This window comes from Spirillospora sp. CA-128828, from assembly GCF_050945415.1.
GTDB lineage: Bacteria > Actinomycetota > Actinomycetes > Streptosporangiales > Streptosporangiaceae > Spirillospora.
Genome location: NZ_CP191986.1, coordinates 7,202,785 through 7,228,498, shown reverse-complemented (window position 1 = coordinate 7,228,498; position 25,714 = coordinate 7,202,785). Strand labels below are relative to the sequence as shown.

Here is a 25,714-nt window from a genome sequence, read left to right as displayed (position 1 = left end):
AGCGGACCCCGTGATGGCACGGTGGTTCGCGAAGTCGGCCGAAAATACGCTGATTCCGCTGTGAGGTGACGAGCGTACGGAGGGCTATGTTCTCCCACGGGCACGCCGATGATCCTGTGGCGATGCGGCGCGATCTGGTCAAGCAGCTGGCCCTCCTCCTCATCGACTGGGAGCACCGGCAGGGGCGGGCGGTGGACCGCGCGGACCTGGCCCGGCGGATCAATGTCTCCCGGAGCAGCCTCTACGCCTACCTGAACGGCACGACGCTGCCGTCCACCGCCGTCTTCGACCAGTTGCTCACCGCGCTGGGCGCGGGTGCCGAGCTGCAGCGCCGGCTGAGCACGTTGCGCGACGCCATCGAGGTGGCGCCGCAGCGCGGAGCGCGCAGTGCCGTGCTTCCCGCACCGCGCCAGCTCCCGTGCGTGACGGAACGGTTCGCCGGGCGCGGCGCCGAACTCGACCGGCTTGCGCACCTCCTGGACAAGCCCGGCGGCGTGGCGACGGTCATCGTCGCCATCGATGGAGCGCCCGGGGTCGGGAAGACCACGTTGGCCCTGTGGTGGGCGCACCAGCTGAAGGAGCGCTACCCGGACGGCCAACTCCACGTCGACCTGCACGGTTTCGAGCCGGAGGGACCGCTCGACCCGGGCGAGGCGCTGCATCGGTTCCTGCACGCTCTGGGCGCTGCCCCGGAGTCGATTCCGGACGACCTGGACGGCAAGAGCGCGCTCTACCGCACCCTGCTGGCCGACCGGAAGATGCTGGTCGTCCTGGACGACGCGAGGTCGTCCGACCAGGTCCGGCCGCTGCTGCCCGGCGCCGGCCGCTGCCTGGTGATCGTCACCAGCCGGGACCGGCTCGACGGCCTGGTCGTCCGGGAGGGCGCGCATCGCGTCACCCTGCCGGTGCTGCCGCGGCGGGAGGCGCGCGACCTGCTGCGGAGGTGGCTCGGCGCGGAGCGGGTCGCCGCCGAGGAGGGCGCCGTGGACGAGCTCATCGGGCTGTGCGCCGGGCTGCCGCTCGCGCTCAGCATGGTCGCGGCCCGGGCGGCGGACCGCCCGGACTGGCGGCTCTCCGCACTCGTTTCCCGGTTGCGCGAGGCGCCCGATCGGCTCGGCGCGTTGGGGGAGGGCCCCGCAGACCTCGACCCGCGCACGGTGTTCCGCGCCTCCTACACGCTGCTCCCCGAGCGGGCGGCACGGCTGTTCCGGCTGATCGGCGGCGCCTACTCCGACATCGACGCGCACGCCTGCCGCGCGCTGCTGGACGCCGACGCGCCGCCCACCGCCGAGCTCGAAGCCCTGAACCGGCCGATGACCTGCTCACCGAGCAGGTCATCGGCCGGTTCTCCGCGCACGACCTGCTGCGGGAGTTCGCCCGCGACCTGGCGCGGCGCGGTGCTCCGGAGGAGGGCAGGAGCGCGATCGGGCGCGTCCTCGACTACTACCTGGGCACGGCGATTCGGGCGGCCCGGACGATCGAGCCATGCCGCGAGGCCGACCTGCCGCCCGCGGGACCCGGGCGGCCGGGCCCCTTGCTCCGGGACCGGCCGGAGGCGATGGCGTGGTTCGCCGTCGAGATGCCCGCGCTGCAGGCGGCGATGAATCAGGCCGCGGCCGCAGGCTTCGACCAGCACGTCTGGCGGCTCGCCTGGGCCGCGACCGTCTTCCTGCGCCGTAGCGGGCGGCACACCGAGCGGGTGGCGTTGCACCGGATCGGGCTGGACGCCGCGCGACGCGCCGGGGACCGTGCCGTCCAGGCCACGTCGATGCGGCTGCTCGGCGACGGCCTGAACCGGCTGGGACGGCAGGGGGATGCGCTGCCGCTGCTGCGGACGTCGCTGGCGGAGTGCGAGAGCATCGACGACACGAGGGGCGTGTTCCAGACTCACCTGTCGCTCACCCGCCTTTACGACTCCCTCGGGAGCAACGCCGAGGCGCTCGCGCATGCGGAACGGGCACTGAGCGCGTCCGCCGCGGTCGGCGATCCACTCGCCCGTGCGGACGGGATGATCCACGTCACCAAGCAGCGGGAACGGCTCGGTTTCCACGACGAGGCGCTGCCGCTGGGCCGCCGGGCGCTCGGCCTCTACCGGCGGATCGGCTACGCGGAGGGCGAGGCCGACGCGCTCCGTTCGCTGGGGCGGATCGAGCAGCGGCTGGGCCGTCTGGAGCAGGCGATCGTGCGGTTCGAACGGTCGCTGGAGCTCGACCGGCTGCTCGGCGACCGCTTCTGGACCGCGCATGTCCTCCGGGATCTCGCCGCGGCCCACCGGAAGGCCGGGAACCTGGGACGCGCCCGCACGTGCCGCGCGGAGTCCCTCGCGATGTTCGAGGCGATGCGCTACCCGGTCACGGACCTGATCGGGGCGGAGGCTCACTAGCGTCCCGGCCGGCTCGGTCAGCCCGCCCGGGGCCGCCCGGATTCTGGAAGACGCCGGAGGAAGGCGGGCTGAATGGCGCAGGTGCGCCATACCCGCGGGTAATCCGGTCCTCCGGACCGGTCGCTCCTTCTCCGGGCCGGCCATTCCAAGATCAGTGATCAATTGACTGGCCTGCGCCTTCTCGAAGGCGGGAGGAAATTGACGAGTCCTGGCCCGAGCCGGGGCACATCCTTTCCGCCGCGCCTTGGCCGCTCCCTGCCGGAGAGGACCAGGATGAAGGCGTTTCGGACGTCTTTCGAGGAGAGTCCCGCGACGGCGGGGCCGACACGGGACACAGCGCAACACAAACGGGAGGTTGCCCGGTCATGACCGAGTACTCGCAGATCGCGGTCATCGTGGTCGCCGATATGGAGGGAAGCGCGTCTCGCAACGACATGGAGAAGCGCCACGCGCGGAAGGAGATGTACGCCTGGCTGGAGCGGACGCTCGGCCCCGAGTGGTCTCGATGCGTTCGCGGAGACCGCGGCGACGGCCTCCTCATGCTCTGGCCGCTGTCGGTGCCGGACCCGGTGCCTCCGAAGGTCATCGTGTCCCGGCTGCTGCGGTTGCCCGAGACGGCCCCCGCCGGTCCGGGGCGTCCGCGCCTGCGCGTCGCGATCCACATCGGGCAGACGTTCAGGGACGACCAAGGCTTCGTCGGCGCCAGCATCGATGAGACGTTCCGGCTGAACGAGGCCGGCACCCTGAAGGCGTCGCTCGCCGAGGCGCGCGGTCCGGTCGCCTATCTGCTCTCCGAGGACATCCACAAGGCCGTGGTCCGGTACGGCTATGAAGACTTCGACCCGTCCGGCTTCCACCCCACCGTCGTGAAGGTAAAGGAATCGACGCTGGAGGCCTGGCTTCACCTGCCGGCTGAGGACGGACTCGCGGCAAGGCTGGCCGCACAGGGCACCGCACCCGCCGACCACCGCACCGCCCCCGCCGACCAACCCACCGGTGAGCCGCGGCAGACCAACGGGGTCCATATCAACATCGGCGGGAACGCGCAGATCTCCGACACCTCCATCTCGGGGAGGGACCTGTACCTATGACGACAAGGGCCCGAGCAGGCAAGGGCGCGGAAGTGGAGGCGTCCATGGGCGAGCCCGGAGGCGGCCGGGCGCGGCGGGCGCTGCTGAGGATGCTGGTGATCCTGCTGGCCTGCGCGGCCGCCGGTGCGGCAGGGCGGATCTTCGGCGGCGACTGGGTCTGGGGCGGGTTCGCCGCCGCCCTGACGCTGACCACGGTGATCGTCCTGCGCGGCGCATGGCAACCGGCCGGCCGCGGGACCATCAACGCGCAGGCGGCCACGCGGGACGCGTACATGACTCACAACCGCAGCTTCACCCTGAACGCGGGCGGGTTGAGCGCCGTCGTGGGCGCGGCGCTCATCATGGCGGTCAACGGCCTGCTGGTCGCGCACGTGTCGACGGATGTGCCCGGCGGGCGGTACTACCGGCCGACGAGCCCGGAACCCGGAGCCGATCGGAAGAGCCCGCCCGCCACCGCTGTCACACCGGTCTTTCTGCGCGACCTGCCCGCGGAGCAGATCAGCCCCGCGACGGGGGTGTCCGTCGCCGGCGCCCGCATCACTGGGAGGCAGTGCTCCCGCAGCATCTATCAGCCGGTGTCCACGATCGGCTTGGCCCACGTCATCACCCTCACCCCCACCACGAGGTACCGGCGGTTCATGGCGCTGGCCGGGATGCCTGACGACGAGGACCTGAAGGCAAGCGTCGAGTTCGAACTGCTCGGGGACGGGCAGCGGATGATCGGCCGCAAGACCGTGAGCCCCGGCAAGCCGGCCGAGTTCGACCAGGACATCTCGGCCTACGCGACCCTCTACCTCCGGGTCACCCTGATCACATCGAAGAACGGCACCGAGTACGGCGGCGACTACCGGGCGGTCTGGGGGGACGCGCAGCTCCTTCCCGCGAACGGGCAGCCCAGCCTCTGTCCGACCGCCGCCGGGAACTAGGCGGAGGAGATGAGCATGCCGGCGGAGAAACTTGCGTCCGACGCGGTCGAGGTCCTCGCCACGGCCATCCTGGACCCGGCGGCCGTGGCGCGCCCCACCGAGCTCCACGACCTGGTGCGGCGGTGGTTCCGGCTGAACGGCCGGCTCCCGGCGTTCGAGGCGTTCGCCGCGAATCCGAGGGACGACGCGTGGATTCGCGACCTGCTTCGGCAGGCCGTCGAACGCGATGCGGCCTTCGCGCGCTCCCTGTCCGCCGCGGTCGACCAGGCCCGCGCCGCCGCGCCTTCTCAGAACAACAGCGCGCACCTGTACGCCGACGGGGCACGCGGCGGGACGTTCCAGGTATCCGGACGCGACTCCCATCGCAAGGTCGCCATCGACATCGGCGGCAGTGGTCTCGCCCTCCTCACGGTGATCCTTGTCATCGGGATCGTCTTGGCCGTGCTCGCGCTACAGCACTGACGTCGGTTCAACGGAACACGAAACCGGCCTTCCATCCTAATTTGCACAATTGCCAGCCACTCCCTCCCCGTCGAAACTCGTGTCGCAAATCAGACAAACTGGCCGAGTTCCTAAGGGGCGACGGCGGGCAGTTTTAGCGCATTCCAGAGTTGTCCAGCTTTGTACGTGCTCGGAGGAACCTTCGGTGACCCTGGTGTGGCTTCCCCGCACCACCCCAGACAGGGAGCCGACCATGACCGAGCAGAATGCCCCGTACCAGCGCGCCGACGGCCGGCCGGACGACACCTCCGACAGAAGGCCGACCTCGGAAGCTCCCCCGCAGCCGAGTCCTCCTCGCCCGCAGCCGGGCGCTTACCGGCAGCCCGTGCCGATGGCTCACCCGAAGACGACCTACATCGGTTTCTACTTCTGGTGGTGGCTGGGCGTCACCGTGCTCTTCCTGCTGGGGAGCGTCGGCGTCTTCGCCGGCGGAGCCGTCGGAGCAGGGTTCATCGGACTCCTCCTCACGGCGCTCTCCGCCCTGTACGTCCGCTACCTCTTCCGGGGCGGCCGTTTCCGGATGATCTTCATCATCTTCTGACCGCGGGGCCGCCCACCGGCCGAAGGCACGCCCGGGCCGGCCGATGCCTCACACGCACGGCCGGTCCGGTGCCGGATATGGGCGGGATTTCGCTGATGGACGGAACACAAAGTGCGTATCGAAGAGAGCTTGAAAGCACACCATGGCGAATCGCCGCACGTCCTCCCTGCGCGGCGGCCTACGAGGCCTGCTCCCCGCGGTCCGATGCGGCGCGCGCCCCGGCCGGGCAGGGGGCCGGTGGACGACTTCTGGAGCCAGCTGCGCGCCGAGTGGCGCAACGCCCTTTCTGAGACGGGACGGCTCCGGGCCTGCCGGGCGGGCACCGAACTGTGCGTCCAGGATCGCCGCAGCGATGCCGTCCTCATCCTCCGGTCGGTGCACGCGCGTGTCGTGCGCCGGACCGGACAGGGCGAGGTCTGGCTCGCGCATCGCGGGCCCGGCGACATCGTCGGCGAGATGTCACTGGTGGACGGCGGGCCCCACTCGGCGACGGTCGTCACCGTGGACGCGGGCAACGTCCTGGCACTCTCGCACGAGGCATTCGACCGGGTCGTGCGGCGGTACGACGGGCTGGGCCGGGTGCTGCTGCGCGTGGCCGTCCAACGACTCCGGGACGCCGACCTGCAGCGCGGCATCGGTGAGGAGGCGCCGCTCACGCGGCTCGCCCGGCTGCTCGACCAGGACCGGCGGAGCGACACGGCCGAACCCTCCCTGCCGCGCCTCCAGCGCGAGATCGCCGACCTTCTCGGAATGTCGCGCGCCTCGCTGGTACGCGCGCTGCACTCGCTGCGCCGGGACGGGATCGTCACGACGGGCCGGGGCCGCATCACCGTCCTCGATCCGGCCGCGCTGGGCCTGCTGCTGGCGAGGAGCGAACGCAGTGCCACTCGCCCCACGACCGCGCGTAAGTCGCGTTGACCAGTCCCGCCGCGCTCCCCAGGGTTGGGCCGTCCGTTCAAGGGGGAATCGTCATGGAGCACACCAGACCACCGGACTTCGAGGAGTCCCGCCCCGGAGTATCGCTCAACGTGGGCGGGAACGCTCGCGTGAAGAACGGCCGTATCGCGGGCCGCGACCTGTTCTCGGTGGCGGGGAACAGCGTCGGCATCAACGGGACGAGCCTGATCAACAGTTCGCTCGTCATCTGCAACGGATCGCGTTCGTTCGCCTTGCCGATGCTCGCCGTCGGGGGCGTCGGGGTCGTGCTCCTGCTCGTTCTCGGCTTCGGCCTGTACGGCACCATCGCCGCCGGTTCAGGGATCGACACGCGCGTGGTGTTCACCGAGGGCGCGTCGGGCGCGCGCAAGACCCTTGAGTCGTTGAAGAAGGCCGAAAGGTCCGGAAACGCGCAGGCCTGGTGCGAACTGGCTCAGCCAGGCCAGGAGAACTGCGCGCAGAAGATCTCTGCGGCGTTCGAGCGGGCCCCGGAGTCGTATCGCAAGGAGATCGACAAGGTGGACGCCGGCAGCGTCTCGGTCAGCGACGGCACCGCCACCGCGATGATGCGCTTCCGGGGCGAACAGCAGGGCACCGCGCACCTGGAGTGGTCGCGGAACCGGTGGCAACTGAACCCCGGCGAGTACACGGTCCTTCTTTGGGCGGGCGGCCTCTACCTGTCCATCGTGGACGCCGCGCACGGCAACGGTCCGTTCGATCACCTTTTCCCGGGGCTCGGGGGGACCTGACCGCCTTTCCCGGGGAGCGCCTCCTGTGTCGATACCTCTGTGTCGACGGCTCCCATGTGACGCACGCACGCCCCCCGCCGCATCCACCGAAGAAAGGCAGGGGCTCCTATGACCAAGTACGAGATCTTCTCGATCCTCTCCGGATTCGTCCTGATCGGCGCCGCGTTCATGCCGGGGATGTCCGTGAAGGACCGCATGCGGATGGGTGCCGGCGGCGTGCTGTTCGCCGGTTACGGCTTCTTCGTCGCCGCCCAGACGAGCGGCACCTGGGAGTTCCCGTGGATGATCTTCGTCATCCCGTTCATCGGGCTCGGCTACGCGGGCGTCAAGGCGTACGAGTGGTGGACGAAGGAGACGCGGGAGGAGCGCCGCTGACCGGTCACAGCGCCGAGAGGATCCGCTCGACGGCGTCCGCCCAGGTCCAGCGGGCGGCGAGGTGCCGCCGGAGGGCGGCGGCCCTCGCGAACGACGCCGGACGGTCGCGCAGCTCCGCGGCGATGCGATGACCCCACACGGCGGCGTCCTTGGGCGTGTCGCGGACCGGCACCACGATGCTCCTGCTCTCGCGGGGTGCGAGCTCGGTCAGAAGCATGCCCAGGCCGCTGTGCTCGCTGACAAGGGCAGGGGTCCCCATGGTGATCGCCTCGTGACCGACCAGCCCGTACCCTTCGACGAGCGACGGCATGAGCAGCAGGCTCGCCCGGCGCAGGTCCCGCCGGACCGCGTCGATGCCTGGATCGAACGCCTGGACCATCACGCGCGCCGTACGGTGGCCGATCCAGCCGACGACCTTCTTGCGCGTCTCGGCCTCGGTCTCGGCGGGGGTGCCGCGCACGAGAAGCTCCCAGTCGCCGGCGTCCGGAGCGTATCTGCGGGCGTGCCCGACCGCCCTGGCGGCGAGCTCGACGCCCTTGAGACGGACGTCGCCCATCCGCCCCATGATCATGATCAGCGGTCGCCGTTCGCCCTTCGGCACCGCACGTTCGTCCGGGCCGACCTGGTCGAAGCCGGGGTCGAGCGGGACGACCGGGGTTCCGCCGTCGTCCAGGTCGCGCACGATCCACTCGTACAGGCGCGGTCCGACCGGAACCGCCGCGGCCGCGCCGGCGGCGAGTCCGAGTTCAACGGCCGTCCGCTCCGCGGCCCTGGTGCCCGCCTCGCTGTCGCCGTCGAGCTTGTGCCACTCGATCTCCTCAGGAGACATATGGACGAGATGGATGCGCGGGGCGCCTCCGAAGAGGTCCTCGGCGAGCGCCTTCGCGACGGGCCCGGTCACCCTGCCGTGGCCCACGACCAAGTCGGGCTCGACGCCGTCCGGCAGCACCGGCCTGCGGACCAGCGCCTCGCGCTCGGTCATGCCAGGCGCCCGCAGCGCGATGATCGGACGCACCCCGGCGTCCTCCATATCGCGGCGTTCGTCGTCGGTCAGAGCAGGGACCAGGCAGAACACGTCGACACCCGCATTGGCCAGGGCCCGGCACAGGTAGCGGTTCAGGGCACTGAGGCCACCGCGTGCCGGGAACCATTCGTCGGCGACGACCAGCACGGTACGGATACGGCGGCCCGGCGTCCGAACAGGCTTCGGGAGGGCCGGCTGCGGTGAAGTGGGCGCCGTAGAACCAGATACCTGGGAATCAGGCGCCGGGGAGTCGTCGTATACGAGGTTCTTCCAGCCATCCTCGATCCGTCCGGTGTTCGCGTCCTTCATTCACTCCCCCGTTTCTGTTCGCGTGTGCGAGCCATCATCACCGGGCGGCACCCGCGTTCCCACCCAGGCGAGGAGCGCGCACACCGTGTCCGAGCAGGAGCCCGGCTGCGGACCTGCGGGTTGTCGGCCTCGACCATGCCCGCGCGATTCCTGCTCAGGTGCCGACTGTGGCTCAGGTGAGCCACAAGTCGGTTTGATTCCGTTCGACCGATGCACCCTGGTCCCGCCTGCGACCTGCGAAGGTCCGGAAGAGGCGGGTCGGGGGGCCGGACGGGCCGTTGCGGCTTCCGTCCGCGTTGTCCAAAGTCGTGCTTCTCCGACGGGGAATTGGGGGCACACATGGACGACAACTCGCGGCACGTCCCGCCGCACATGTCGCCGCATATCGAGTCGGGACAGGACATGGACCTGTCCGACGTCAACATCGCAGGGCGGATCGCGGGGAGGGACGACCGGTGAAGAGCGTGCGCGTGATCACGGCGGCCGCAGTTCTCCTGCCGACTGCGCTGGTGGCGGGGTGCGCCGACACGGGACCGACCGACCTGGACGACCTGTGCTCGGCCTACAAGCACTTCCGGTCGGAGTACACGCGGCCGCATCCGTTCTCGAACAAGGGCATGTTCGATTCGCTGAAGGATCTGGGCGACGTCGCTTCCCGCTATACCGGTGACGACTCGGTGAAATCAGCGGGGCCGCGCCTGAAGAAGATGGGCGAGTCGGACGAGTTCAACATGCTTGAGGTCGAGATGACCATGGCTCCGATCAGCGCGGAGTGCCGCGAATCCTGAGCGCGAAGGGACGGTCAGGCGGGTCCCGCCGAACGCCGGGTCGACACTGCGGTCCGGGTGAGAAGCTCAAGCCACCTGGGGCATCAGCACACTTGAAACGCTGGCTCTGTCGCCACCGGCTGTGTTAGTCAGAATGAAAGGGTGGCAGGACCTCGGGAGGGCGCGTGGCCGGGCGAAGCGATCCATACCGCTGCGGTGTCGCGCCCGAGGGCTCGTCCGGTACAGGATGTGTGCTCTTGGTCCTGGTGATAAGCGGTGTGCTCGCCTACTTCACCGTCAGTTCCGACCCGACTGAGGGACTGGACTACGCGTCCGGCGATGCACCCGAAGAAATGAGGCAGTCAATCTGCTTCAGTGACTCCGGTCCCTGTCCGCCGACCGGCTTCAAATGGAGCATCCCCGCGTCAGGCGTCATCCAGACGCGGTTCGAACGGGAAGACATCGACGACCGCACAGAGTTTCGAGGCTGGTTCCGCCTGGAGGCGGCGGAGTTCATCCAGGAAGAGGTTCGGGATTGCTCAACCGCAGTGGACTGGTCGCTGCTGGCCGACGACAAGCCCATCGCGCACGGCACGATCACAGCGGGGAGTAAAGACCAAGAAGTCACCGGCACTCCGCCGCATGAGGCCCGGTTCATCCAGCTCACCGCGCAGCGCACCGACTCCTTGGCCTGTCGCTCCACCTTGCAGTGGATCTACGCGGGCCTCGACTGACCGCACGGCCTACCGTCGCCGGCGCTCAGCGGCGGTGCGGCTGTGAGGATCCGCGGACCGCCCGGGCGGTGGGCCGCGGCTTCCCGCGGCTTCAAGCGAAGCGCAGCCATCCGTTAGGGCAGGGGCGTGTCAGCCCTCGTTACGGATAAGGGCTTGGGCGACGATGACCCGGTCGCCGTTGAATGTGAGGGATGGGGCACCGTGCAACGCGTACCCGAGATCGAGTGCTTCGCTGACCCGCCAGCAGAAAGTATCGTCGTCGGGGCCGGTGAGAACGCGGTATCGGGGGAGTCGTTGATCCTCAGCCATGCGGCGATTCTATGTTGGAGCCGAGCTGGGGCCCGGCGTTGGATGCGGGGGTCCTCAGCCCGCGGAGCAGAGCGAAGATCACCGTCTCGACCTCGTGCGAAGTGGCCGCGGCGGCGGAATCATCCGCCGCGATCAACAGGACGGCATTGCAGTACAGGGAGAAAAGGATCTCCGCAGCGGCATCGAGCGAAAGCTCAGGGACCGCGCCGGTCCGCATGAGGTCTTCAAGCGCCGTGCGCAGGAGCGGCAGTGAGGTCTCCTCGTCGATGGCGCGAACGCGGTTCCAGCCCAGGACTTCGACGGCCTGGCGGAGCAGGGCACGAGCCTGACGGTCGACGGCATAGCCGCGCAGGAACGCGCAGGTCGCCTCCTGCACCTGGTCCCACGGGCTGTCGGAGTCCGCGACCGATCCGATCGCAGCCCGTATGACCGCCGTCTGAGTGGTCCTGAAGACCTCGGCGAAGATCTCGCGCTTGTCGCTGAAGTGGTGGTAGACCGCGCCCTTGCTGGTCTCGGACAGCCGCGCGATGTCGTCCACCGAGGTGGCTTCGAACCCCTCGGCGGCGAAGAGCTCCTTGACGCCACCATCGGCTACCGGGTACTGGGGCAGGGCCGGCCCGTCGTGTTCATCCACGGTCTGCTGACCAACGGGACACTGTGGCGCAATGTCGCGGACGGGCTTCATGGCTCGTACCGCTGCCTCGTCCCGGACTGGCCGCTCGGCGGGCATACCGCCCCGGTCGGCGCGAACGTCGATCTCAGCCCCCGGGGCGTGGCACGGATCGGCTCGGGCGGCTCGTCCTGACGCCGTGTGACGCGTTCGAGAACTTCCTGCCGCCGTGGTTCCGCTCGTTGCAGTACGCCGCGTGGATGCCAGGCACCGTGTACCTCGCCGTCCAGGCGCTCCGGCTACGGTCGGCGCGGCGCCTGCCGGTGGCTTTGGGACTGCTGGCCAAGCGGCCGATCCCGGATCACATCGTCGACGGCTGGTTGCGGCCCGCGCAGCACAGCCGCGCGATCCGGCGCGATACGGCGCGCTTCCTGCGCGCGGTCGACGCGGTCGACACGCTGCGCGCGGCCGCGCGCCTGCGCTCCTTCGATCGGCCTGTGCTCCTCGCCTGGGCCACGGAGGACCGCGTGTTCCCCTTCGAGCACGCCCGGCGGCTGGCCGTGATCCTGCCGCATGCCACGGTCGCCCCGATCGACGACAGCTACGGCTTCGTCCCCGAAGACCAGCCCTTGCACCTGGCTGAACTTGTCGATGACTTCGTCCGCAAGACATCCCCGCCTTCGCGAACGAAAAGCGATAGCACGCATGAGCGAGACCCGACGTCCTCAGGAACCGGCGGCGCCGAGGCCGGAGGTGCTCGGACTGATCCCTGAAGATCCCGCCGCGTTCGGCGCCCGGGCGGTGCAGGCGACCAACACCTGCGACATCGATTGGCCGATGACGGTCCACGCTCCGGCCATCCGGCTGGAGACGATCGGCGACGGCACGGCTGCGCACTGCGGGGTCGGTGCCGGCCTCGCGTGTCACGAGATCGTGATCTGGGCGGGCCGACGCCGGTCGGTCAGCTGGTCGCCCAGAGAGCTGCGGCGGTACAGGACGTGCCGTCCGTCGCGAGCCCGAGTGACCAGGCCCGTGGCGTACAGCACCCGCAGGTGCTGAGACACGGCACTCGGGGTCACCCGGAGACGGCGGGCGATCTCCACCGTCGGGAGCGGTTCGGCGAGGAGATGGAGCAGCCCGGCTCTGGGTGCGCCGATGAGTGAGGCGAGAGCGGTCGCGTCAGCGGCCGGATTCGGCGCCCAGAGCGTCGCGACCGCACGGCTGGGGTAGGCGAGCATCGGTGGTTCGTCCGGGCTGACCGGAGGCGCGGGCTTGTGCGCGAACACCGACGGCACCAGCAGCAGCCCGCGACCAGCCGCCGCGACGCGGTGCCTGCCGATCATCTTGTCGATGTGCAGCACTCCGTCGTGCCATCGCAGGTTCGGGTGCATGTCGGCGAAGAGCAGGCGGGCGCCGCCGACGGCCAGTTGCCGCGCACGGTAGGTCATGTCGGCTTCCAGCACGAGTCGCATCTGCGGCCAGGCCGGCTCGATGGCGAGTTCCCAGTACCGGCGCAAGAGCTCGCAGACTGTATCGCGGAGCCTGACGACGGGCTCGTCATCGGGATCGATGGCGTCTTGCAGAGCTTCGGGAAGCGGGTCCGGTGCGTGTGCGGCCAGCAGGTCGCGGCGAACCAGGCCGGGCGATGCACGGCGGGCGGCGGCCAGTTCATCGTCGAAGGCCGGGGCGAAGTCCATCGGCCGCGGGGTCAGGAAGTCGGGAAGGGTGTGACGCCGTCCGACCAGGGACATCAGCAGGCCGGTGTCGAGCGCGCCGAGCCGGGGGAGAACGGACCTGCGCCATGGCAGGTGCAACGCGGACAGGCCAGGATCGCGCAGCACCCGCAAGCTGAGCACGGTCTCGTGCAGGGGTGAGACGGCGAACCGGGTGTCGGCGAGGTCCTCGACGCCCAGGACAAAGCTGATCATTAAGCCATATGCTACATCGATTGGCAGGGCGGCGCCGGTGCCGTGGACTTCACCACATGACGCACACTGTCCATGGGCAACGTACGGCGGCCGCCACGGGCGCGGCGTGCAGAACCGGCGCCGCGGCGGGGTTCGTCTCCGGCCAGGCCGTCCACGTCGCCGGTGGACCGAACACGCCCGGTGACCTGGATACACCCAAGCCCCAGGTGGGCCGCGGGGTGATCCTGCTCCTGGCCCTCACGTGCGGGGTAGCCGTGGGCAACGTCTACTTTCCGCAGGCCATCACCCCCTCGGTCGCCTCCGGCCTGCAGGTCACCCCCGACTCGGCGGCTCTGGTGGTGACCGCGACACAGTTCGGCTACGCGGCCGGGATCTTCCTGCTCGTGCCGCTCGGCGACCGGCTTCCGCACCGCCGCTTGATCGTCGCCCTGCTCGGCCTCACCGGGCTCGGGCTGCTCACCGCGAGCGCCGTGCCCGGGCTCATGCCGCTGGTCGGCGCAAATGCCCTCGTCGGTGGCACGACCGTGGTCGCCCCGATCATCGGTCCGATGGCGGCCGGTCTGGTGGCCGAAAACCGTCGCGGCGTGGTCAGCGGAACCCTGCTGAGCGGTTCGATCGGCGGCATGCTGCTCTCGCGCACCCTGGGCGGGACCCTCGGTGAGCAGCTGGGATGGAGGGCCCCGTATCTGACGGCCGCGGCACTCGCCCTGATCCTCGCCGTGTTCTTGGCCCGCGCGTTGCCGGCGACGTCCCCCTCGTCGCGGCAGCGGTATCCCGCGCTGCTGGCCCAGCCGCTGAGCCTGCTGCGCTCCGAGCCGGAGCTCCGGCGCTCGTGCTTCTACCAGGGCACGATCTTCGCCGGGTTCTCGGCGGTCTGGACGGGCATCGCGCTCCTGCTGACCGGCCCCGAGTACGGCCTGAGCACGAGAGCGGTCGGGGCGCTCGCCCTGGTCAACGCCGGGACCATGCTCTGCACGCCAGTAGCGGGACGCCAGGCGGACCGGCGGGGGCCCGACGCGGTCAGCCTCGTCTGCATGCTCGGCGTCATCGCCTCCGCGGTCATTCTCGCGGCCGGCGGTCTGGGCGGGGCGTTGGGCATGGCGGCACTGGTGCTGGGTTCGCTGCTGCTCGACGTCGCCATGCAGTCCGGGATGGTCGCCAACCAGGTGCGAAACTACGCCCTGCGTCCGGAGGCCCGGAGCAGGGTCAACACCGCCTACATGACCTGCGCCTACCTCGGCGGCAGCGCCGGCTCCTGGCTCGGGGCATGTGCCTACGGACGGGTCGGATGGTGGGGCGTGTGCGCTCTCGTGGCGTTGCTCGGCGCACTCGCCCTGGCCCGCCACCTGATGGCGCTGCACGGCCGGAGGGCCCGGCTGGGCGAGGACCCGGTCATGAGCCGGTGTTGAGAATCGATCCATGGAGGGCGTCCGGACGTGGGCAGATCGTCGGTGCGGGGGCGCTCGTGCCGGGCTCTGTCGCCGGTCCAGTGGCCGGGCAGACGTCGGCTGAGGCAGGGGTGCGAGTGCTCAGTGCAGGACGGTGAGCAGGCCCTCCACGCCGCGTTGGAACGCGGCGCCGACACTCTCGACGCCGTCGAGGTGGGCGCCGGTCATGGCGCCGTCGCGCATCATGACGAAGTGCCTTGCGGCGTGCTCTGGTCGGCCGCGCCGCGGTGAGTCCCCGAAGACCTGCGCGAACAGCTCCGTGAGTGTGGTCATGTACCAGGCTCGGTGATCGAGGACCACCTGCCGCACCGGGTCGTTGGGGTCGGGGTACTCGTTTGCGGCATTGAGGAAGGCACATCCGCGGAACTCTGGTCTGGCCAGGTCGTCGGCGACGGCGGTGCCGATCGTGCGCAGCGCGTCGGCCGGCGACGGCGCGGCTTCGACGGCGGCCTGCGTGTCGGAGCGGATATGGACGTCAACACCGCGCAGGTAGGCGAGTACGAGGTCTTCCTTCGAGGGGAAGTGCCGGTAGAACGTCGCTCGCGTGGCCGGGGCCTCGGCGAGGATCCGCTCGACCCCGACCGCGCGGATCCCCTCGCGGTAGAACAGGGCGCTGGCCGTGGACAACAGTCGTTCTCGGGCCTCGGACCGCCCCTGCCTCCCCGAGCCGCTGTTCTGGCCGTCGTGCGCGGGCCGGATCGGTGTCGCCATGAGTCGACCGTAGCAGAAAGAACGATCGGTCTCGCAATCACCGACGACGTCTGCCAAGCTCGGCTCTGCAAGAGAGAACAGTCTTTCTGCCTGAAGATGCCATGCCGAGCCGAGACGCCACCCAGCCGGTGGCAGCGCGACCTGCTGCGCGGCAAATGAAGGGAATCTGTCATGACCACCACCGCCCCGGCTGCGATCGGTGTCGCAGCGACACTTCGGCGGCTCTACTTCGTGCGTTTCTGGTTCGCCCTCGTCTGGGCGGCCCTGCTGTTCCCGACCGCGTCGAGCATCAACCTGCCGACCGCGGTGCTGATCGTGCTGTACCCGGCGTTCGACGTGGCCGCCGCCGTCGTCGATGCCCGCTCCGCGCGGGTCGACGTGGCCGGCGGATCCGCGAAAGCGTCCGCCCCAGGCCTCTACGTCAACATCGCGATCAGCACCCTCACCGCCGTCGGGCTCGGCGTCGCCCTCACCTCCGGAATCCCAGCCGTCCTGCGAGTCTGGGGGGCATGGGCCGTCGTGGCCGGCATCGTGCAGCTCGTCGTGGCCATCCGGCGGCGCCGATTGGGGGGCCAGTGGGCGATGATCGCCAGCGGGGCGATCTCCGTGCTGGCCGGTGTGTCGTTCTTCCTCATGGCGTCGAGCGCAGGAGCTTCTCTGGCCAATGTGGCCGGCTACGCCCTGCTAGGCGGCGTCTTCTTCCTCGTCTCCGCGCTGCGCCTCGGACGGACCGTCAGCCAGAGCACCAGTAGGGGAACTCACATGACCGACCACACCACGGAGTGCGCAGCCGGCCCCCAACCGCTGGGCCGGGCGCCGTCCACACCTAGCTGATCCCGCCCGGACGGCTCAGCATGTGGCCTGGCCGCCGTCGCGCTCCCTGTGCACACGTTGTACGACAGAACGGGACCGGCTAGGCGACGGGACGGCGCCTGTGGGCGCGCTGGCGGCAGGTGGGACCGCAGTAGCGGGCCGGACGCCCAGTGGCACGGTCACGCAGCCGTGCGCCGCATTCCGCGCAGTACCTCAGGATGGTGGTTTCGTGACGTGGAGAAGCAGAGTCACGGAATATGTGGTCTTCCGTGACAGTCTGGGGTCGCAATCCGTCCAGCAGAAGCCGCACCAGACCTGTACCGCGTGCCCGGTCCCGGTGTGCCGAACGCAGTGCAGCACCACCGGCGACCAGCGCGGACAGATCGTCGGCCCGTACGTCGGCGCGTATCGCGCCAGCCTGCTTCGCTTCGTAGAGCAAGCGCTCCAGAGCCTCGCGGAACCGCTGCGCCGCGGCGGCCAGCACGGCGCGCGGCCAGCTTTGGTCGGCGGTGAGCGCATCGCAGACGTGCTGGCGGCCTGCCGACTTCTCGATCACTTCGAGCAGGAATCCGAACAAGGCCTCACCGGGTGCGGCGCGGGCGGCCCAACGGTCGGCGGCGGCCACCAGCCCCTCGACGTGTCGGGCGAGAACCGCCTCGACCAGGATCTCTTTGCTCGGGAAGTGCCGGTAGACGGTCCCCGCGCCGACCCCGGCGCGTTGCGCGATCCGGCCAAGTGACACCTCCAGCCCCTCTTCGGCGAAGACGCGCATCGCCGTGCGGAGCACGATCTCTCGGTTACGGCGGGCATCGGCGCGCCCGGCAGGCGCCACATCCGGTGTTGCCGTCATGTCACGAAATCCTTGTCCTATGTTGAAACGGGTGGAACATTCCGGATCACGTCAGTATCCATGATCTCCGGAAAGGGCACCATGACCACCGCGAAACCGGCCGACCCCGAGTCCCCGATCCTCGTCACCGGCGCCACCGGCAAACAGGGCGGCGCCACCGCCCGGCGGCTCCTTGCCGGAGGGTGGCCGGTCCGAGCTCTGGTGCGCGACCTGAAGGCACCCGCCGCGGTAGAGCTGGCAGCCGCAGGCGCCCAGCTCGTGCGCGGCGACTTCGACGATCCGGCGAGTCTGCCGCCCGCGCTCGACGGAGCCGCAGCCGTGTTCGGCATACCGCCCGTCGCCTTCGGACCGGCCGGACCCGAAACAGATCTCGAAGTGGCCCGCGGCCGGGTGCTGATCGACGCCGCGGCCAAAGCCGGGGTCGAGCAGCTCGTGTTCAGCACCGTCGCTTCGGCATCGACCGCGTCACGGGGTTCGCGGGGGAAAGCGCTGATCGAGGAATATCTGCGCGACCACATCGCGCTTCCCACCATCTTGCGCCCGGTCCGGTTCACGACCAACTATCTCGGCGCCGGCGTGACCGGCATCGACGGCATCTCGCACGGCGTGCACCGGCACCTGTTCCCGCCGCATGAGCCCATGCAGATCATCGCGCTGGAAGACGTCGCCGAGTTCGCCGCGCTGGCGTTCGCCGACCCGGCCCGGTTCGCCGGACGAACCCTGGAGCTGGCCGGCGACGAACCGACCCCGGTCGAGGCCGCCGCCGCGATCACCGAGGCCACCGGCATCACGATCAGGTACCGGCAGCTCACCGACGACGAGGCCGCCGCACTCAGCCCGGAGATCGCCGAGACCAGAAAGCGCTGGCAGGCCGGTCACCGCTGGCACGCCGACATCGAGGCACTGCGCGTCATCCACCCTGGACTGCGCACCCTCACGGACTGGCTCACCGAATCCGGCGCCGCCGCCCTCCGCGCCCACCTCACCGACTCCTGACCCGCACACGGGCCTTTGCGGCATCAAAGCCGTTGGGCCTGGTCCGCAGTGAGGTCCTCCCGACCACGGAGGGATTCATCGCGCTGATCTGCGGACATCCCTTCACCCACCGTGCTGAAGCAGCACCCGGGATAGATCATTCGGCCAAGGACCGTAGGTAGGTCATGAGGGCCTTGCCGCGCGGGGAGAGCCGGTAACCGGTCTCCAGGCTTTCGGTGAGCCCGAGGGCTTTGAGGCGGCGGACGTCGGCCTTGAAAGGGAGTTTGTCGCGGTCCAGGTGTTCGGCCAGGTCCAGGGCACGCAGGCCGGGGTGTTCCTCGATGAGGCGGAGTACCTCGCGGGTCCAGGGTGCGCGGCGGCTGCGGGTGTCGATGGTGTCCAGGGCGGCTTTGAGGTCGGCCAGTTCCTGATCGGTCATGTCGGCGTTCCCGGCCAGCTCCGATCGGGGGTCGGGGCCGCCCAGATGGAGCATGACGCGGTGGTATCCGCCCTCCTTGGTGCTCTTGGACAGGGCGGTGAGCAGCGCCGCGCGGCCTTTGAAGCCCGAACGCAGGGCGTCCTCCTCGGTGATCTCCTCGGGGGTGACGGCCGTGACCGAATCGATGACGATGATCCCCGCCCAGGTGCGCTGGGTGCTCCCCGCGCGGACCCGGGGCTCGGCCCACACCCGGAACACCCGGTCGATCCGTCCGTCTGCGATCCCCTCAAGGACCTCCCGCCTGAACAGCATCGTTCCCTCCCGGGTGATACGCCTCTCTTTCTGCAATCTTCTTCGATCAGCGGCGTCTGGAGCGGATCGGCACCCCAATGGCCGTCGCCCTCATGCCCGAGTTGGTCATCGAGCAGGAGCCGGTGGGAGGCGTCCCGGAGGATTTGATCCGGTTTGGATGTCGGGGAGCGGGCACCGCTGCGTCGCCTTGGACAAGGGGCTGTGCACTCCAACTCGATGGACAGCCAACGGCCTCCTCGACCTTCCGGCGCAAGCGGGCGGTGTTCAAGCACGCGCTCGGCTATCCGGTCGAACTGGGTGACCTGGTGGCGAATCCCCTGGATCGTGTGAAGTGACGTCCGCCGAAGGACTGCGAACTTCCGGCAACTGGCTGGGCCTGATCACGCTCAAGAAGACCCGTCCTCAGATCAACAAGCGATGCACAGACTCGGGGGAGACCTTCGACGATCGGGGTTCGACCGCGGCCGCAGGGTCCTTCAGCGTCAGCCGACCTTGAAGCCGAGCACGATCGATGAAGTGGGCTCCGACAAGTATTGGGTGTAGATGCTGACTTTGCTGATCTTCGGCGCACCCTTTGTCAGGACTGTGAAACTACAGCCGGGGTTCTCGTCGCATTCGCTCCTGGGATCGTTAAGGGTCGCCGACCGTACGCTGGGCTGTGCCCGTAGCCAGTTGATGACGGCGGTGACCATGCTGTCCACGTCGCATCCGTTGTTGGAGAAGGTGGCGTCATCGCACAGTTCTGACTCCGCGTAAGCTTTGCCGCCCTCATCGCTGGATCTTCGGAGAGTCACTAGTTTGCCCGGGATTGACGTCATTCTTTCAACCGTTTCCCTGTTCGCCTCGTAGCGCGCGTCCTCCTGCTTTTCCCGGGCCTTCTGCTGCCTGTCATCAACGAACGCCGCCCCGGCCGCCACGAGGATGAGTGCCAAGACGGTGGCCGCCGAGGCCAGGATGAGGCCGACGACTTTCCTCTTACGTGAGCGGGCCGGGCGCGGGAGCGGCACGGGCCGTTGGACGGCGGTTGATGGCGCGGGTGGCCGACTCTGGGCGAGCGAGGTGAGCTGGGCGTGCAGGTGATCGGCGGTCGGGCGTTGCGCCGGATCACGGAGCATCAGCGTCCGCAGTACCGGTTCGAGGAAACCGGCGTGCACAGGCGGAGCGGGATCCTGGGTGGCGATGGCTATGAAAACTGCGCCGGCGCCGGCGCCCTCGAACGGGGGGCGCCCCTCCACCGCGGTGTAGAGCGTGAACGCGGGGGTGCCCAGGACCGCGCCCGTTGCGGTCAGGGTCGCGTCACCCTCGACGGCCGCGATGCCGAAGTCGGTCAGCACAACGCGGTCTTCCTCCAGCAGGACATTCGCGGGCTTGATATCGCGGTGGGTGATGCCGGCCCGATGTGCCGCGTTGAGGGCCTCCAGCATCTGCAGCCCGATCTGCGCGACCCGGCCGGGTGGTAGCGGCCCCTCGGCCGCCAACAGGTCGCCCAACGAACGCCCGCGCACCAGTTCCATGACGATCCAGGGGCGCCCGTCCTCACCGATGACGCGGTCGTGCACGGTCACGATCCCCGGATGCCTGAGCCGAGCGGCCGCGCGCGCCTCCCGGTCCAGCCGGGCCATCCAGGTCTGCCGGCCGGCATCGTCCAGCTGCTCGGGCAGGCGCAGTTCCTTGACCGCCACATCACGGCCGAGCTGCTCGTCGTGGGCCCGCCAGACCATGCCCATGCCGCCCCGCCCCAACAGCTCCGTCAACCGGTACCGGCCCGCAAGCACCTGCCCGTCCGCGTCCGTCACCTGGCGCGGACCGTCCTGCCGCAGCGGCTCCAAAGGCGACACCCCTCACACAGACATTCATGTCTGATCGACATTTGAGATCATCTCAAAAGCCGACCACCCATGCCTCATCGGCCGGCAACGCGTTCGCCTTGGCGACATCGACGCCGTCGGCGGGGCGATGTGACCTCGGGACGCGGGGGCCGACTACCTCGTCGACCGCGACGAACTCCGGCTGGTCGAGAAACCGAACCCCCTGGCCGGAAGGCGGAAGGCCGACAACCGCCTGCACGGCGGCGTGTCAGGGACCGCCTGGTGGCCGCGGCCAGAGCGACCGCTGGGTGGGCGAGCGCAGCGATTCGCGGGGGTAGCGGCGGCAGGCCGACGTAAGCGCTGTCCCCTTGTCATTCCAGGTGCCGAACCCTTGCACGTGCGGGTCGTGATGGAGATCGGGACCCCGCCGGGTGCACATCGTGGGCGTTACCGCCGATCCGACCGGTGCCTGGACTGCCCGAGCAGGCCCGCAGCCTGCTCATGGACTTTGGAGAGCGGGCTGATCGGTTCTGGTTCCGGCTCCGCGCCCGCGATGCCGGCTCAACGCGCGTCGAAGGGGTTCGAGCAGCGCCGACACGGGGTTGACGGTGCCGATGGGTCAACCTACGCTCCAGAAAGCGCTCTCTGGAAGCGCTTTCTAAAGGGTGATGAAGGGCTCCGGCAGTCGTCGGCGCTTGCTCACCTGCGGCTTTAGAGGAAGCCATCGAAGGCCGCCATCGTGGCGACGCGTTTCGGAGGTGTCCGTATGGTCTCGGCCAGTCCATCGATTCGATCGTCGCCGAGTTCGTCGCCGATGAAGGACCCGTTCGATGCCACTCCCGTGCCAGGTTCCGCGGCCTCACCACGGCCACCACCGCTCTCGCACTCCCGGCCACCGTGGCCGGCCTGTCGGCGTCCTCCGCCGACGCCCGGCCGCGGGTGGTCATAGACCACTACGTCGACGCCGGTTCTTCGGACCCAGCGCCCTGGCGCCTGAACACCTCGGACAACCTTGCCGACGACGAGGTCCCAACGCCTCTGTCCGACAGGCCGATGGCCCTGCCGCTCGGCGGCGATCGAGGCGGTCGGCTCGATGCCGGACCGGCTCGGCACCCCGGATGAGGATCCGGACCAAATGACCTGCACACAGACCGGTGATCGGGCAGCAAAGGAGCGAGGAGATGGAGACAGGACGGCGCGCGTTTCTCGCGGGGACGCTGGGCGCGGCACTGGCAGGCTCGGTGCCGGGCTGGGCGGCGCCGGGATGGGCGGCGCAAGGACCGACGGCCGGGACGCTCCGTCTGGACTTCGGCGGCGCGACGCCAGTACCGGCGCCGGGTTACGCGCGGATGGGAACTGAGGCCTACACCGAGGCGCGGGGATACGGCTGGGTCTCGACGGCCGGACTCAGCATCCGTGACCGGGGCGGTGATGCTCCGCAGCGCGACTTCGTGTTCGGCGCCGCTGCACGCGTGTTCCGGATCGGAAGCCTGGCGCCGGGCCGCTACCGCCTGCGCGTCCTGTCCGGCGACCTGACGTTCGCCGACCATTTCACCCGGCTGCAGGTGCCAGGGGTAGACGGCGGCGAGCCGCTTCCGGTGTTGCATCCGAGCTACGCGCAGTTCGCCGAGCTCACCGCGACGCTCGTCGTACCGGAGGGCGCCACGAGGATCGACGTCACCATGGACTCGCCTGCGAACAACTGGGTCGTCAATGCGCTGGTCCTCGAGCCGGCGGCGGATCCGGAGCCGGTCCGGGTCACCTTCACCGATGCCCCGATCTCGAGCACCTGGGGGCCGATCCTGGTCTCGCCGGACCCGACGGCCCCGCTGCTCGACGGCCACCGGTCGCGGTCCGCAGGCGATCGGATCCGGCCCACCGGTCTCCGACGGGGCGACTACCTGCGGCTGATCGCGAGCGAGGTGGATTTCTGGAAGAACAAGCAGGACGCCGACGGCGCGATCATCGATCCCTACCGGAATCGTGAGTTCCAGTACAGCACGCCCGCCTTCGCCCACGCCGCCGCGACCCTGGTCGCGTACGCCGGACGAAAGGACCTCCTGAAAGCAGCTGCGCTTGCATTGGACTGGTCGGCCTGGGAACTCGCCGAGCGCACTGCCGCGGATTCCCACGAGGACTTCTACGCGCCGATGCTCGCCCATGCGATCCGGCTGCTCGAGCCGCATGTACCCGCGGGGCGCTCGGCGGCCTGGAAATACGACATCGGCCGGTTCGGGCCGTTCCTCACCTACCGTTCGGCCGTCGGGAGCAATAACTGGAACATCGTCGCCGCGAGTGGCGAGGCGCTGTTCCAGAAAATGGGTTTGCGGGTGGCGTCCGATCGCTACACCGAGGCGAGTTTCGCCGCGCAGGGCGTGCACTTCGACACCTCCTACGGGCTCTATCTGGAAGGCCCGATGCCCTACGACCACTTCCCCCGCCTCTGGCTCGGAGACCTCATCGGGCGGGGCTACACCGGGCCGTACCGGGCCGAGCTGACCGAGGCCCTGCGTCGTGCGGCCATCAGCAGCCTGTTCATGCAGTCGCCGACCGGCGAACTGCCCGCCGGTGGCCGGTCGGCACACCACCAGTGGAACGAGGCGGAGCAGTGCGTGACCTACGAGGTCTTCGCGGCACGCGCGCTGGCCGCCGGCGACAGAGAGCTCGCGGCGTACTTCAAGCGGGGTGCGCACCTCGCGTTGCGTTCCATGTTCCGCTGGGTGCGTCCGAGCGGGGAGATGCAGGTCGTCAAGAACTGGATGGATCCGGCGCAGAGTTTCGGATACGAGTCCTACTCCAGCCACTCCCAGTACAACCTGCTGCCGATGTCGATGCTCGCCATCGCCTACGAACACGCCGCCACGACCGAGGACGTCAGGGAGCGGCCCGCCCCCGCGGACACCGGTGGCTACGTGCTGCACATCGAGCCGCTGCACAAGGTCTTCGCGAACGCCGGTGGCGGCTATGTGGAGATCGACACCGCCGGCGACCACCACTACGACGCGACCGGGTTCATCCGGGCGCACTTCTCAGGTCACTCACCGCAGCTCGGATCGAGCGACTCGTTGCTGGCCTCGCCGAGTTATCGGGTGCCGGACGGCCCCAAACCGCCGACGACCGGGATGGGTGTGGCGTGGGAGGTCGGACCCGGCCAGTGGCGCCACTTCGGCGAGCTCGAACCGAGCCTGACCCAGGACGTCGTCGTACTTCCGACACGGCTGCGCGGCGACGACGTCAGGTTCACGGTCCGCTACAACGGCGACTTCGGTGGTGGCGTCACCACGGTCGAGGAGCGCTTCGCCGTCATGCCGCGGGAAACCCGGGTCACCACGATCCTCCGCGGCTACGACGGTCCGGTGCGGCGCGTGGTCCCAGTGCTCTCCCACGACGGACGCACTCCCGGCACGATCCAAGTCCTAGGGGACGAGGTGCGTGTCTGGCAGCAGGGCGAGCACGGCACCTCCAAGCTCACCTACGACATGCCCGGCGCCACGTCGGTGCTGGTCGGCAGCGAAGAATACGGCAACCACAACGGTCTGATGCGACTCGCCGTCGGCGAGTACGCCGAAGGCGCGGGCGCCGCAGGCGTCACCCTCGTCATAGCCCCGCAGGGCGACGGGCGGATCTAGCTCCTCGCCCAAAGAACGTTGTACGACCGCGCTTGATGCTGGCAGGAGTGCTGAGGTGATGCGCGGCCGACCAGGCGGCCTCGCACCACACAACGATGAACACGGCCCAGACGATCAGGGCGAGGACCGCCATGCCGATCGCGTCCTTGCGATTATCCGCAAATACCAGCGGTCTGTGAGGCCGCTTTATTTCGCCTACTAACACGTTCCGCACATGCGAGCAAACAACGAGTGAACATGGCTGCCCGTCACGTTCGCCCCTGTCGCTGGGGCACCTCAAGCTCCGGGATAGGGGCCTCGGTTGGAGCCACGGAAGTGAGGAATCGGCCGACGCAACCCGGTGCCCCGAGTGGCCGGTCCCGCTCACTTCTCCTCTCGGGCCAGTAGGTGAGGGGCAACCGGATCACAAAAAAGGAGGCGGGGAGTGGTTCCTCCCCGCCACCATTGACGGCGCCTTTCAACACCGTCTCAGTTGTCGATCAGACCGTCTTCCTTGGTCAAGGTGGCGCCAGCGCCGGCGACGCAGATGAGGCCCATGCCGATCCACCCGGAGGTGGCCGGCACCTCACTCAGGAACGCCAGCCCCAGCAGGGCCCCGATGACGGGCTCGGTGGCCAGCAGCACGGCGCTGCGGGCCTTTCCCACGCGAAGTTCCCACGCCAGGTTCATCAGGAGTGGCAACACGTAGGCGGTGAGTACTCCGCTCATCGCGGCGATGATGAGCACCCGCCCGTCGATCCCGGCGCCACCCCCGATGAGGGCCTGCGCGGCGTACATGATGACCAGGGTGGGCAGCATTGCCCGTGCGGTGCACGGGTTGCGCTCGTCGTCGGCCATGTCCGCCGTGATGAGGGTGTAAGCGGCGTAGCCGCATGCGTTCACACCGATGGCGATCAGGCCGACAAGGTCCAGAAGCCCCTCTCCCCACGGAGGGGCCAGCGTCACGGCACCGGCCAGAGCGAGCCCTGGCCAGACCAGATAACTCCACCGGCGACCCGCGATGATGACGAAGGTCGCCAGGACCATGGGCCCACTGACATACCACAGGGACATGGCCGTTCCCAGCGGTAGCCGCTGCACGGCGTACAACCCCGCGACCGCTTGCGCCGCATTGCCGACGCCCAACAGCAGCGCCGGCCGCCACACCGCCCAGGTCGCCCAAAGTGTCGGCCTGGTCGTCAGCAGCCGGGCTCCCCATGCTCCCGGCAACCTGCTCGGCAGCCACGTTAACGGCGCCCACAGGCTCGGCCTGATGGTCAGCCACATCAGCACCGCGGCCGAGGTTGTCTGCAGGCACGAGACCGTGAGGGGGGCGACCCTCTCGAAGAGAGACTTCGCGAGGACATATCCTCCCTGGGCCACCCCCAGGGCACCGACCATCGACAGCGCGGCGATCGGCGGATTCGGCTGCAGCGAGCGACCTGAATCGCGTTTGAGCAGCACTTTGTGAATCACCTTCTCTTCTTTGTTCAAAGCCCGACTTCGGGCAGCAATGACCGTCCGTGATCGCGCGCTTGCCGCAACAGAGCATCGGCGCAGCGCCACG

General features: G+C 69.4%; 26 protein-coding genes. 17 read left to right on the top strand and 9 right to left on the bottom strand.

Annotated features, from left to right (window positions below):
• Positions 1 to 122: 122 nt before the first annotated feature.
• From ACQPXG_RS34775 to ACQPXG_RS34735, 9 genes are all read left to right on the top strand, one after another.
• Positions 123 to 1,604: an NB-ARC domain-containing protein gene (locus ACQPXG_RS34775; RefSeq protein WP_433463374.1), complete on the top strand. Its 1,482-nt coding sequence runs from the start codon at positions 123 to 125 to the stop codon at positions 1,602 to 1,604.
• Positions 1,559 to 2,383 (top strand): tetratricopeptide repeat protein, encoded by an 825-nt coding sequence (locus ACQPXG_RS34770; RefSeq protein ID WP_433463373.1) that lies wholly within the window; start codon positions 1,559 to 1,561, stop codon positions 2,381 to 2,383. The genes ACQPXG_RS34775 and ACQPXG_RS34770 overlap by 46 nt, the downstream gene beginning before the upstream one ends.
• 365 nt (positions 2,384 to 2,748) lie before the next feature.
• The gene (locus ACQPXG_RS34765; protein WP_433463372.1) at positions 2,749 to 3,474 is read left to right on the top strand and encodes a hypothetical protein; all 726 of its coding nucleotides are present in this window, start codon (positions 2,749 to 2,751) and stop codon (positions 3,472 to 3,474) included.
• A 44-nt stretch (positions 3,475 to 3,518) separates the two neighbouring features.
• Positions 3,519 to 4,400 carry an NPCBM/NEW2 domain-containing protein gene (locus ACQPXG_RS34760; protein WP_433463371.1) on the top strand — a complete coding sequence of 294 codons (882 nt, stop codon included), beginning with the start codon at positions 3,519 to 3,521 and terminating at the stop codon, positions 4,398 to 4,400.
• Positions 4,401 to 4,415: 15 nt separating this feature from the next.
• Entirely contained in the window at positions 4,416 to 4,862 is a 447-nt protein-coding gene (locus ACQPXG_RS34755) for a hypothetical protein (RefSeq protein WP_433463370.1), read from the top strand.
• Positions 4,863 to 5,094: 232 nt separating this feature from the next.
• The gene (locus ACQPXG_RS34750) at positions 5,095 to 5,442 is read left to right on the top strand and encodes a hypothetical protein (RefSeq protein WP_433463369.1); all 348 of its coding nucleotides are present in this window, start codon (positions 5,095 to 5,097) and stop codon (positions 5,440 to 5,442) included.
• A 237-nt stretch (positions 5,443 to 5,679) separates the two neighbouring features.
• Positions 5,680 to 6,360: a Crp/Fnr family transcriptional regulator gene (locus ACQPXG_RS34745; RefSeq protein ID WP_433463368.1), complete on the top strand. Its 681-nt coding sequence runs from the start codon at positions 5,680 to 5,682 to the stop codon at positions 6,358 to 6,360.
• A gap of 53 nt (positions 6,361 to 6,413) precedes the next feature.
• Positions 6,414 to 7,127: a hypothetical protein gene (locus tag ACQPXG_RS34740; protein ID WP_433463367.1), complete on the top strand. Its 714-nt coding sequence runs from the start codon at positions 6,414 to 6,416 to the stop codon at positions 7,125 to 7,127.
• A 108-nt stretch (positions 7,128 to 7,235) separates the two neighbouring features.
• Entirely contained in the window at positions 7,236 to 7,502 is a 267-nt protein-coding gene (locus ACQPXG_RS34735; RefSeq protein WP_433463366.1) for a hypothetical protein, read from the top strand.
• Between the two features lie 4 nt (positions 7,503 to 7,506).
• Here ACQPXG_RS34735 and ACQPXG_RS34730 read toward each other — a convergent pair whose 3' ends face one another.
• Entirely contained in the window at positions 7,507 to 8,673 is a 1,167-nt protein-coding gene (locus ACQPXG_RS34730) for a glycosyltransferase family 4 protein (RefSeq protein ID WP_433463365.1), read from the bottom strand.
• 617 nt (positions 8,674 to 9,290) lie between these two features.
• Between ACQPXG_RS34730 and ACQPXG_RS34725 the strand changes: the two genes are divergently transcribed.
• Both ACQPXG_RS34725 and ACQPXG_RS34720 read left to right on the top strand, forming a co-directional pair.
• Positions 9,291 to 9,623: a hypothetical protein gene (locus tag ACQPXG_RS34725; RefSeq protein ID WP_433463364.1), complete on the top strand. Its 333-nt coding sequence runs from the start codon at positions 9,291 to 9,293 to the stop codon at positions 9,621 to 9,623.
• A gap of 236 nt (positions 9,624 to 9,859) precedes the next feature.
• A complete protein-coding gene (locus ACQPXG_RS34720) occupies positions 9,860 to 10,336 on the top strand; it encodes a hypothetical protein (protein ID WP_433463363.1) in 477 nt (158 codons plus the stop codon).
• Positions 10,337 to 10,465: 129 nt separating this feature from the next.
• Here the strand turns inward: ACQPXG_RS34720 and ACQPXG_RS34715 are convergent, their stop codons facing one another.
• Together ACQPXG_RS34715 and ACQPXG_RS34710 are read right to left on the bottom strand one after the other, a co-directional pair.
• Positions 10,466 to 10,645, bottom strand: coding sequence for a DUF1737 domain-containing protein (locus tag ACQPXG_RS34715; RefSeq protein WP_433463362.1), 180 nt, complete (start codon positions 10,643 to 10,645; stop codon positions 10,466 to 10,468).
• Positions 10,638 to 11,279 (bottom strand): TetR/AcrR family transcriptional regulator, encoded by a 642-nt coding sequence (locus ACQPXG_RS34710; protein WP_433463361.1) that lies wholly within the window; start codon positions 11,277 to 11,279, stop codon positions 10,638 to 10,640. Before ACQPXG_RS34710 ends, ACQPXG_RS34715 begins: the two co-directional genes overlap by 8 nt.
• Between ACQPXG_RS34710 and ACQPXG_RS34705 the strand changes: the two genes are divergently transcribed.
• A complete protein-coding gene (locus tag ACQPXG_RS34705) occupies positions 11,268 to 11,450 on the top strand; it encodes an alpha/beta fold hydrolase (RefSeq protein ID WP_433463360.1) in 183 nt (60 codons plus the stop codon). The genes ACQPXG_RS34710 and ACQPXG_RS34705 overlap by 12 nt on opposite strands.
• 77 nt (positions 11,451 to 11,527) lie before the next feature.
• Positions 11,528 to 12,028, top strand: a complete 501-nt coding sequence (locus ACQPXG_RS34700; RefSeq protein WP_433463359.1) for an alpha/beta fold hydrolase — start codon at positions 11,528 to 11,530, stop codon at positions 12,026 to 12,028.
• A 150-nt stretch (positions 12,029 to 12,178) separates the two neighbouring features.
• On the opposite strand, the gene ACQPXG_RS34695 is transcribed toward ACQPXG_RS34700, so the two are convergent.
• On the bottom strand, positions 12,179 to 13,183 hold the full coding sequence (locus ACQPXG_RS34695; protein WP_433463358.1) for a helix-turn-helix domain-containing protein: 1,005 nt from the start codon (positions 13,181 to 13,183) through the stop codon (positions 12,179 to 12,181).
• A gap of 56 nt (positions 13,184 to 13,239) precedes the next feature.
• Between ACQPXG_RS34695 and ACQPXG_RS34690 the strand changes: the two genes are divergently transcribed.
• Positions 13,240 to 14,592 carry an MFS transporter gene (locus ACQPXG_RS34690; RefSeq protein WP_433463357.1) on the top strand — a complete coding sequence of 451 codons (1,353 nt, stop codon included), beginning with the start codon at positions 13,240 to 13,242 and terminating at the stop codon, positions 14,590 to 14,592.
• A gap of 120 nt (positions 14,593 to 14,712) precedes the next feature.
• Here the strand turns inward: ACQPXG_RS34690 and ACQPXG_RS34685 are convergent, their stop codons facing one another.
• Positions 14,713 to 15,342 carry a TetR/AcrR family transcriptional regulator gene (locus ACQPXG_RS34685; RefSeq protein WP_433463356.1) on the bottom strand — a complete coding sequence of 210 codons (630 nt, stop codon included), beginning with the start codon at positions 15,340 to 15,342 and terminating at the stop codon, positions 14,713 to 14,715.
• 171 nt (positions 15,343 to 15,513) lie between these two features.
• Here ACQPXG_RS34685 and ACQPXG_RS34680 point away from each other — a divergent pair, with 171 nt between their 5' ends.
• Positions 15,514 to 16,176 (top strand): DUF308 domain-containing protein, encoded by a 663-nt coding sequence (locus ACQPXG_RS34680; protein WP_433463355.1) that lies wholly within the window; start codon positions 15,514 to 15,516, stop codon positions 16,174 to 16,176.
• A 79-nt stretch (positions 16,177 to 16,255) separates the two neighbouring features.
• Here the strand turns inward: ACQPXG_RS34680 and ACQPXG_RS34675 are convergent, their stop codons facing one another.
• Positions 16,256 to 17,005 (bottom strand): TetR/AcrR family transcriptional regulator, encoded by a 750-nt coding sequence (locus ACQPXG_RS34675; protein WP_433463354.1) that lies wholly within the window; start codon positions 17,003 to 17,005, stop codon positions 16,256 to 16,258.
• A gap of 81 nt (positions 17,006 to 17,086) precedes the next feature.
• On the opposite strand from ACQPXG_RS34675, the gene ACQPXG_RS34670 reads away from it, so the two are divergent.
• Positions 17,087 to 18,001 (top strand): NmrA family NAD(P)-binding protein, encoded by a 915-nt coding sequence (locus ACQPXG_RS34670; protein ID WP_433463353.1) that lies wholly within the window; start codon positions 17,087 to 17,089, stop codon positions 17,999 to 18,001.
• Between the two features lie 136 nt (positions 18,002 to 18,137).
• On the opposite strand, the gene ACQPXG_RS34665 is transcribed toward ACQPXG_RS34670, so the two are convergent.
• Positions 18,138 to 18,731 (bottom strand): hypothetical protein, encoded by a 594-nt coding sequence (locus ACQPXG_RS34665; protein ID WP_433463352.1) that lies wholly within the window; start codon positions 18,729 to 18,731, stop codon positions 18,138 to 18,140.
• A 482-nt stretch (positions 18,732 to 19,213) separates the two neighbouring features.
• Positions 19,214 to 20,527 (bottom strand): serine/threonine-protein kinase, encoded by a 1,314-nt coding sequence (locus tag ACQPXG_RS34660; RefSeq protein ID WP_433463351.1) that lies wholly within the window; start codon positions 20,525 to 20,527, stop codon positions 19,214 to 19,216.
• Between the two features lie 1,193 nt (positions 20,528 to 21,720).
• Between ACQPXG_RS34660 and ACQPXG_RS34655 the strand changes: the two genes are divergently transcribed.
• Complete coding sequence (locus tag ACQPXG_RS34655) at positions 21,721 to 24,168, top strand: hypothetical protein (RefSeq protein WP_433463350.1); 2,448 nt, start codon at positions 21,721 to 21,723, stop codon at positions 24,166 to 24,168.
• A gap of 468 nt (positions 24,169 to 24,636) precedes the next feature.
• On the opposite strand, the gene ACQPXG_RS34650 is transcribed toward ACQPXG_RS34655, so the two are convergent.
• Positions 24,637 to 25,641: an EamA family transporter gene (locus tag ACQPXG_RS34650; RefSeq protein WP_433463349.1), complete on the bottom strand. Its 1,005-nt coding sequence runs from the start codon at positions 25,639 to 25,641 to the stop codon at positions 24,637 to 24,639.
• Positions 25,642 to 25,714: the final 73 nt, after the last annotated feature.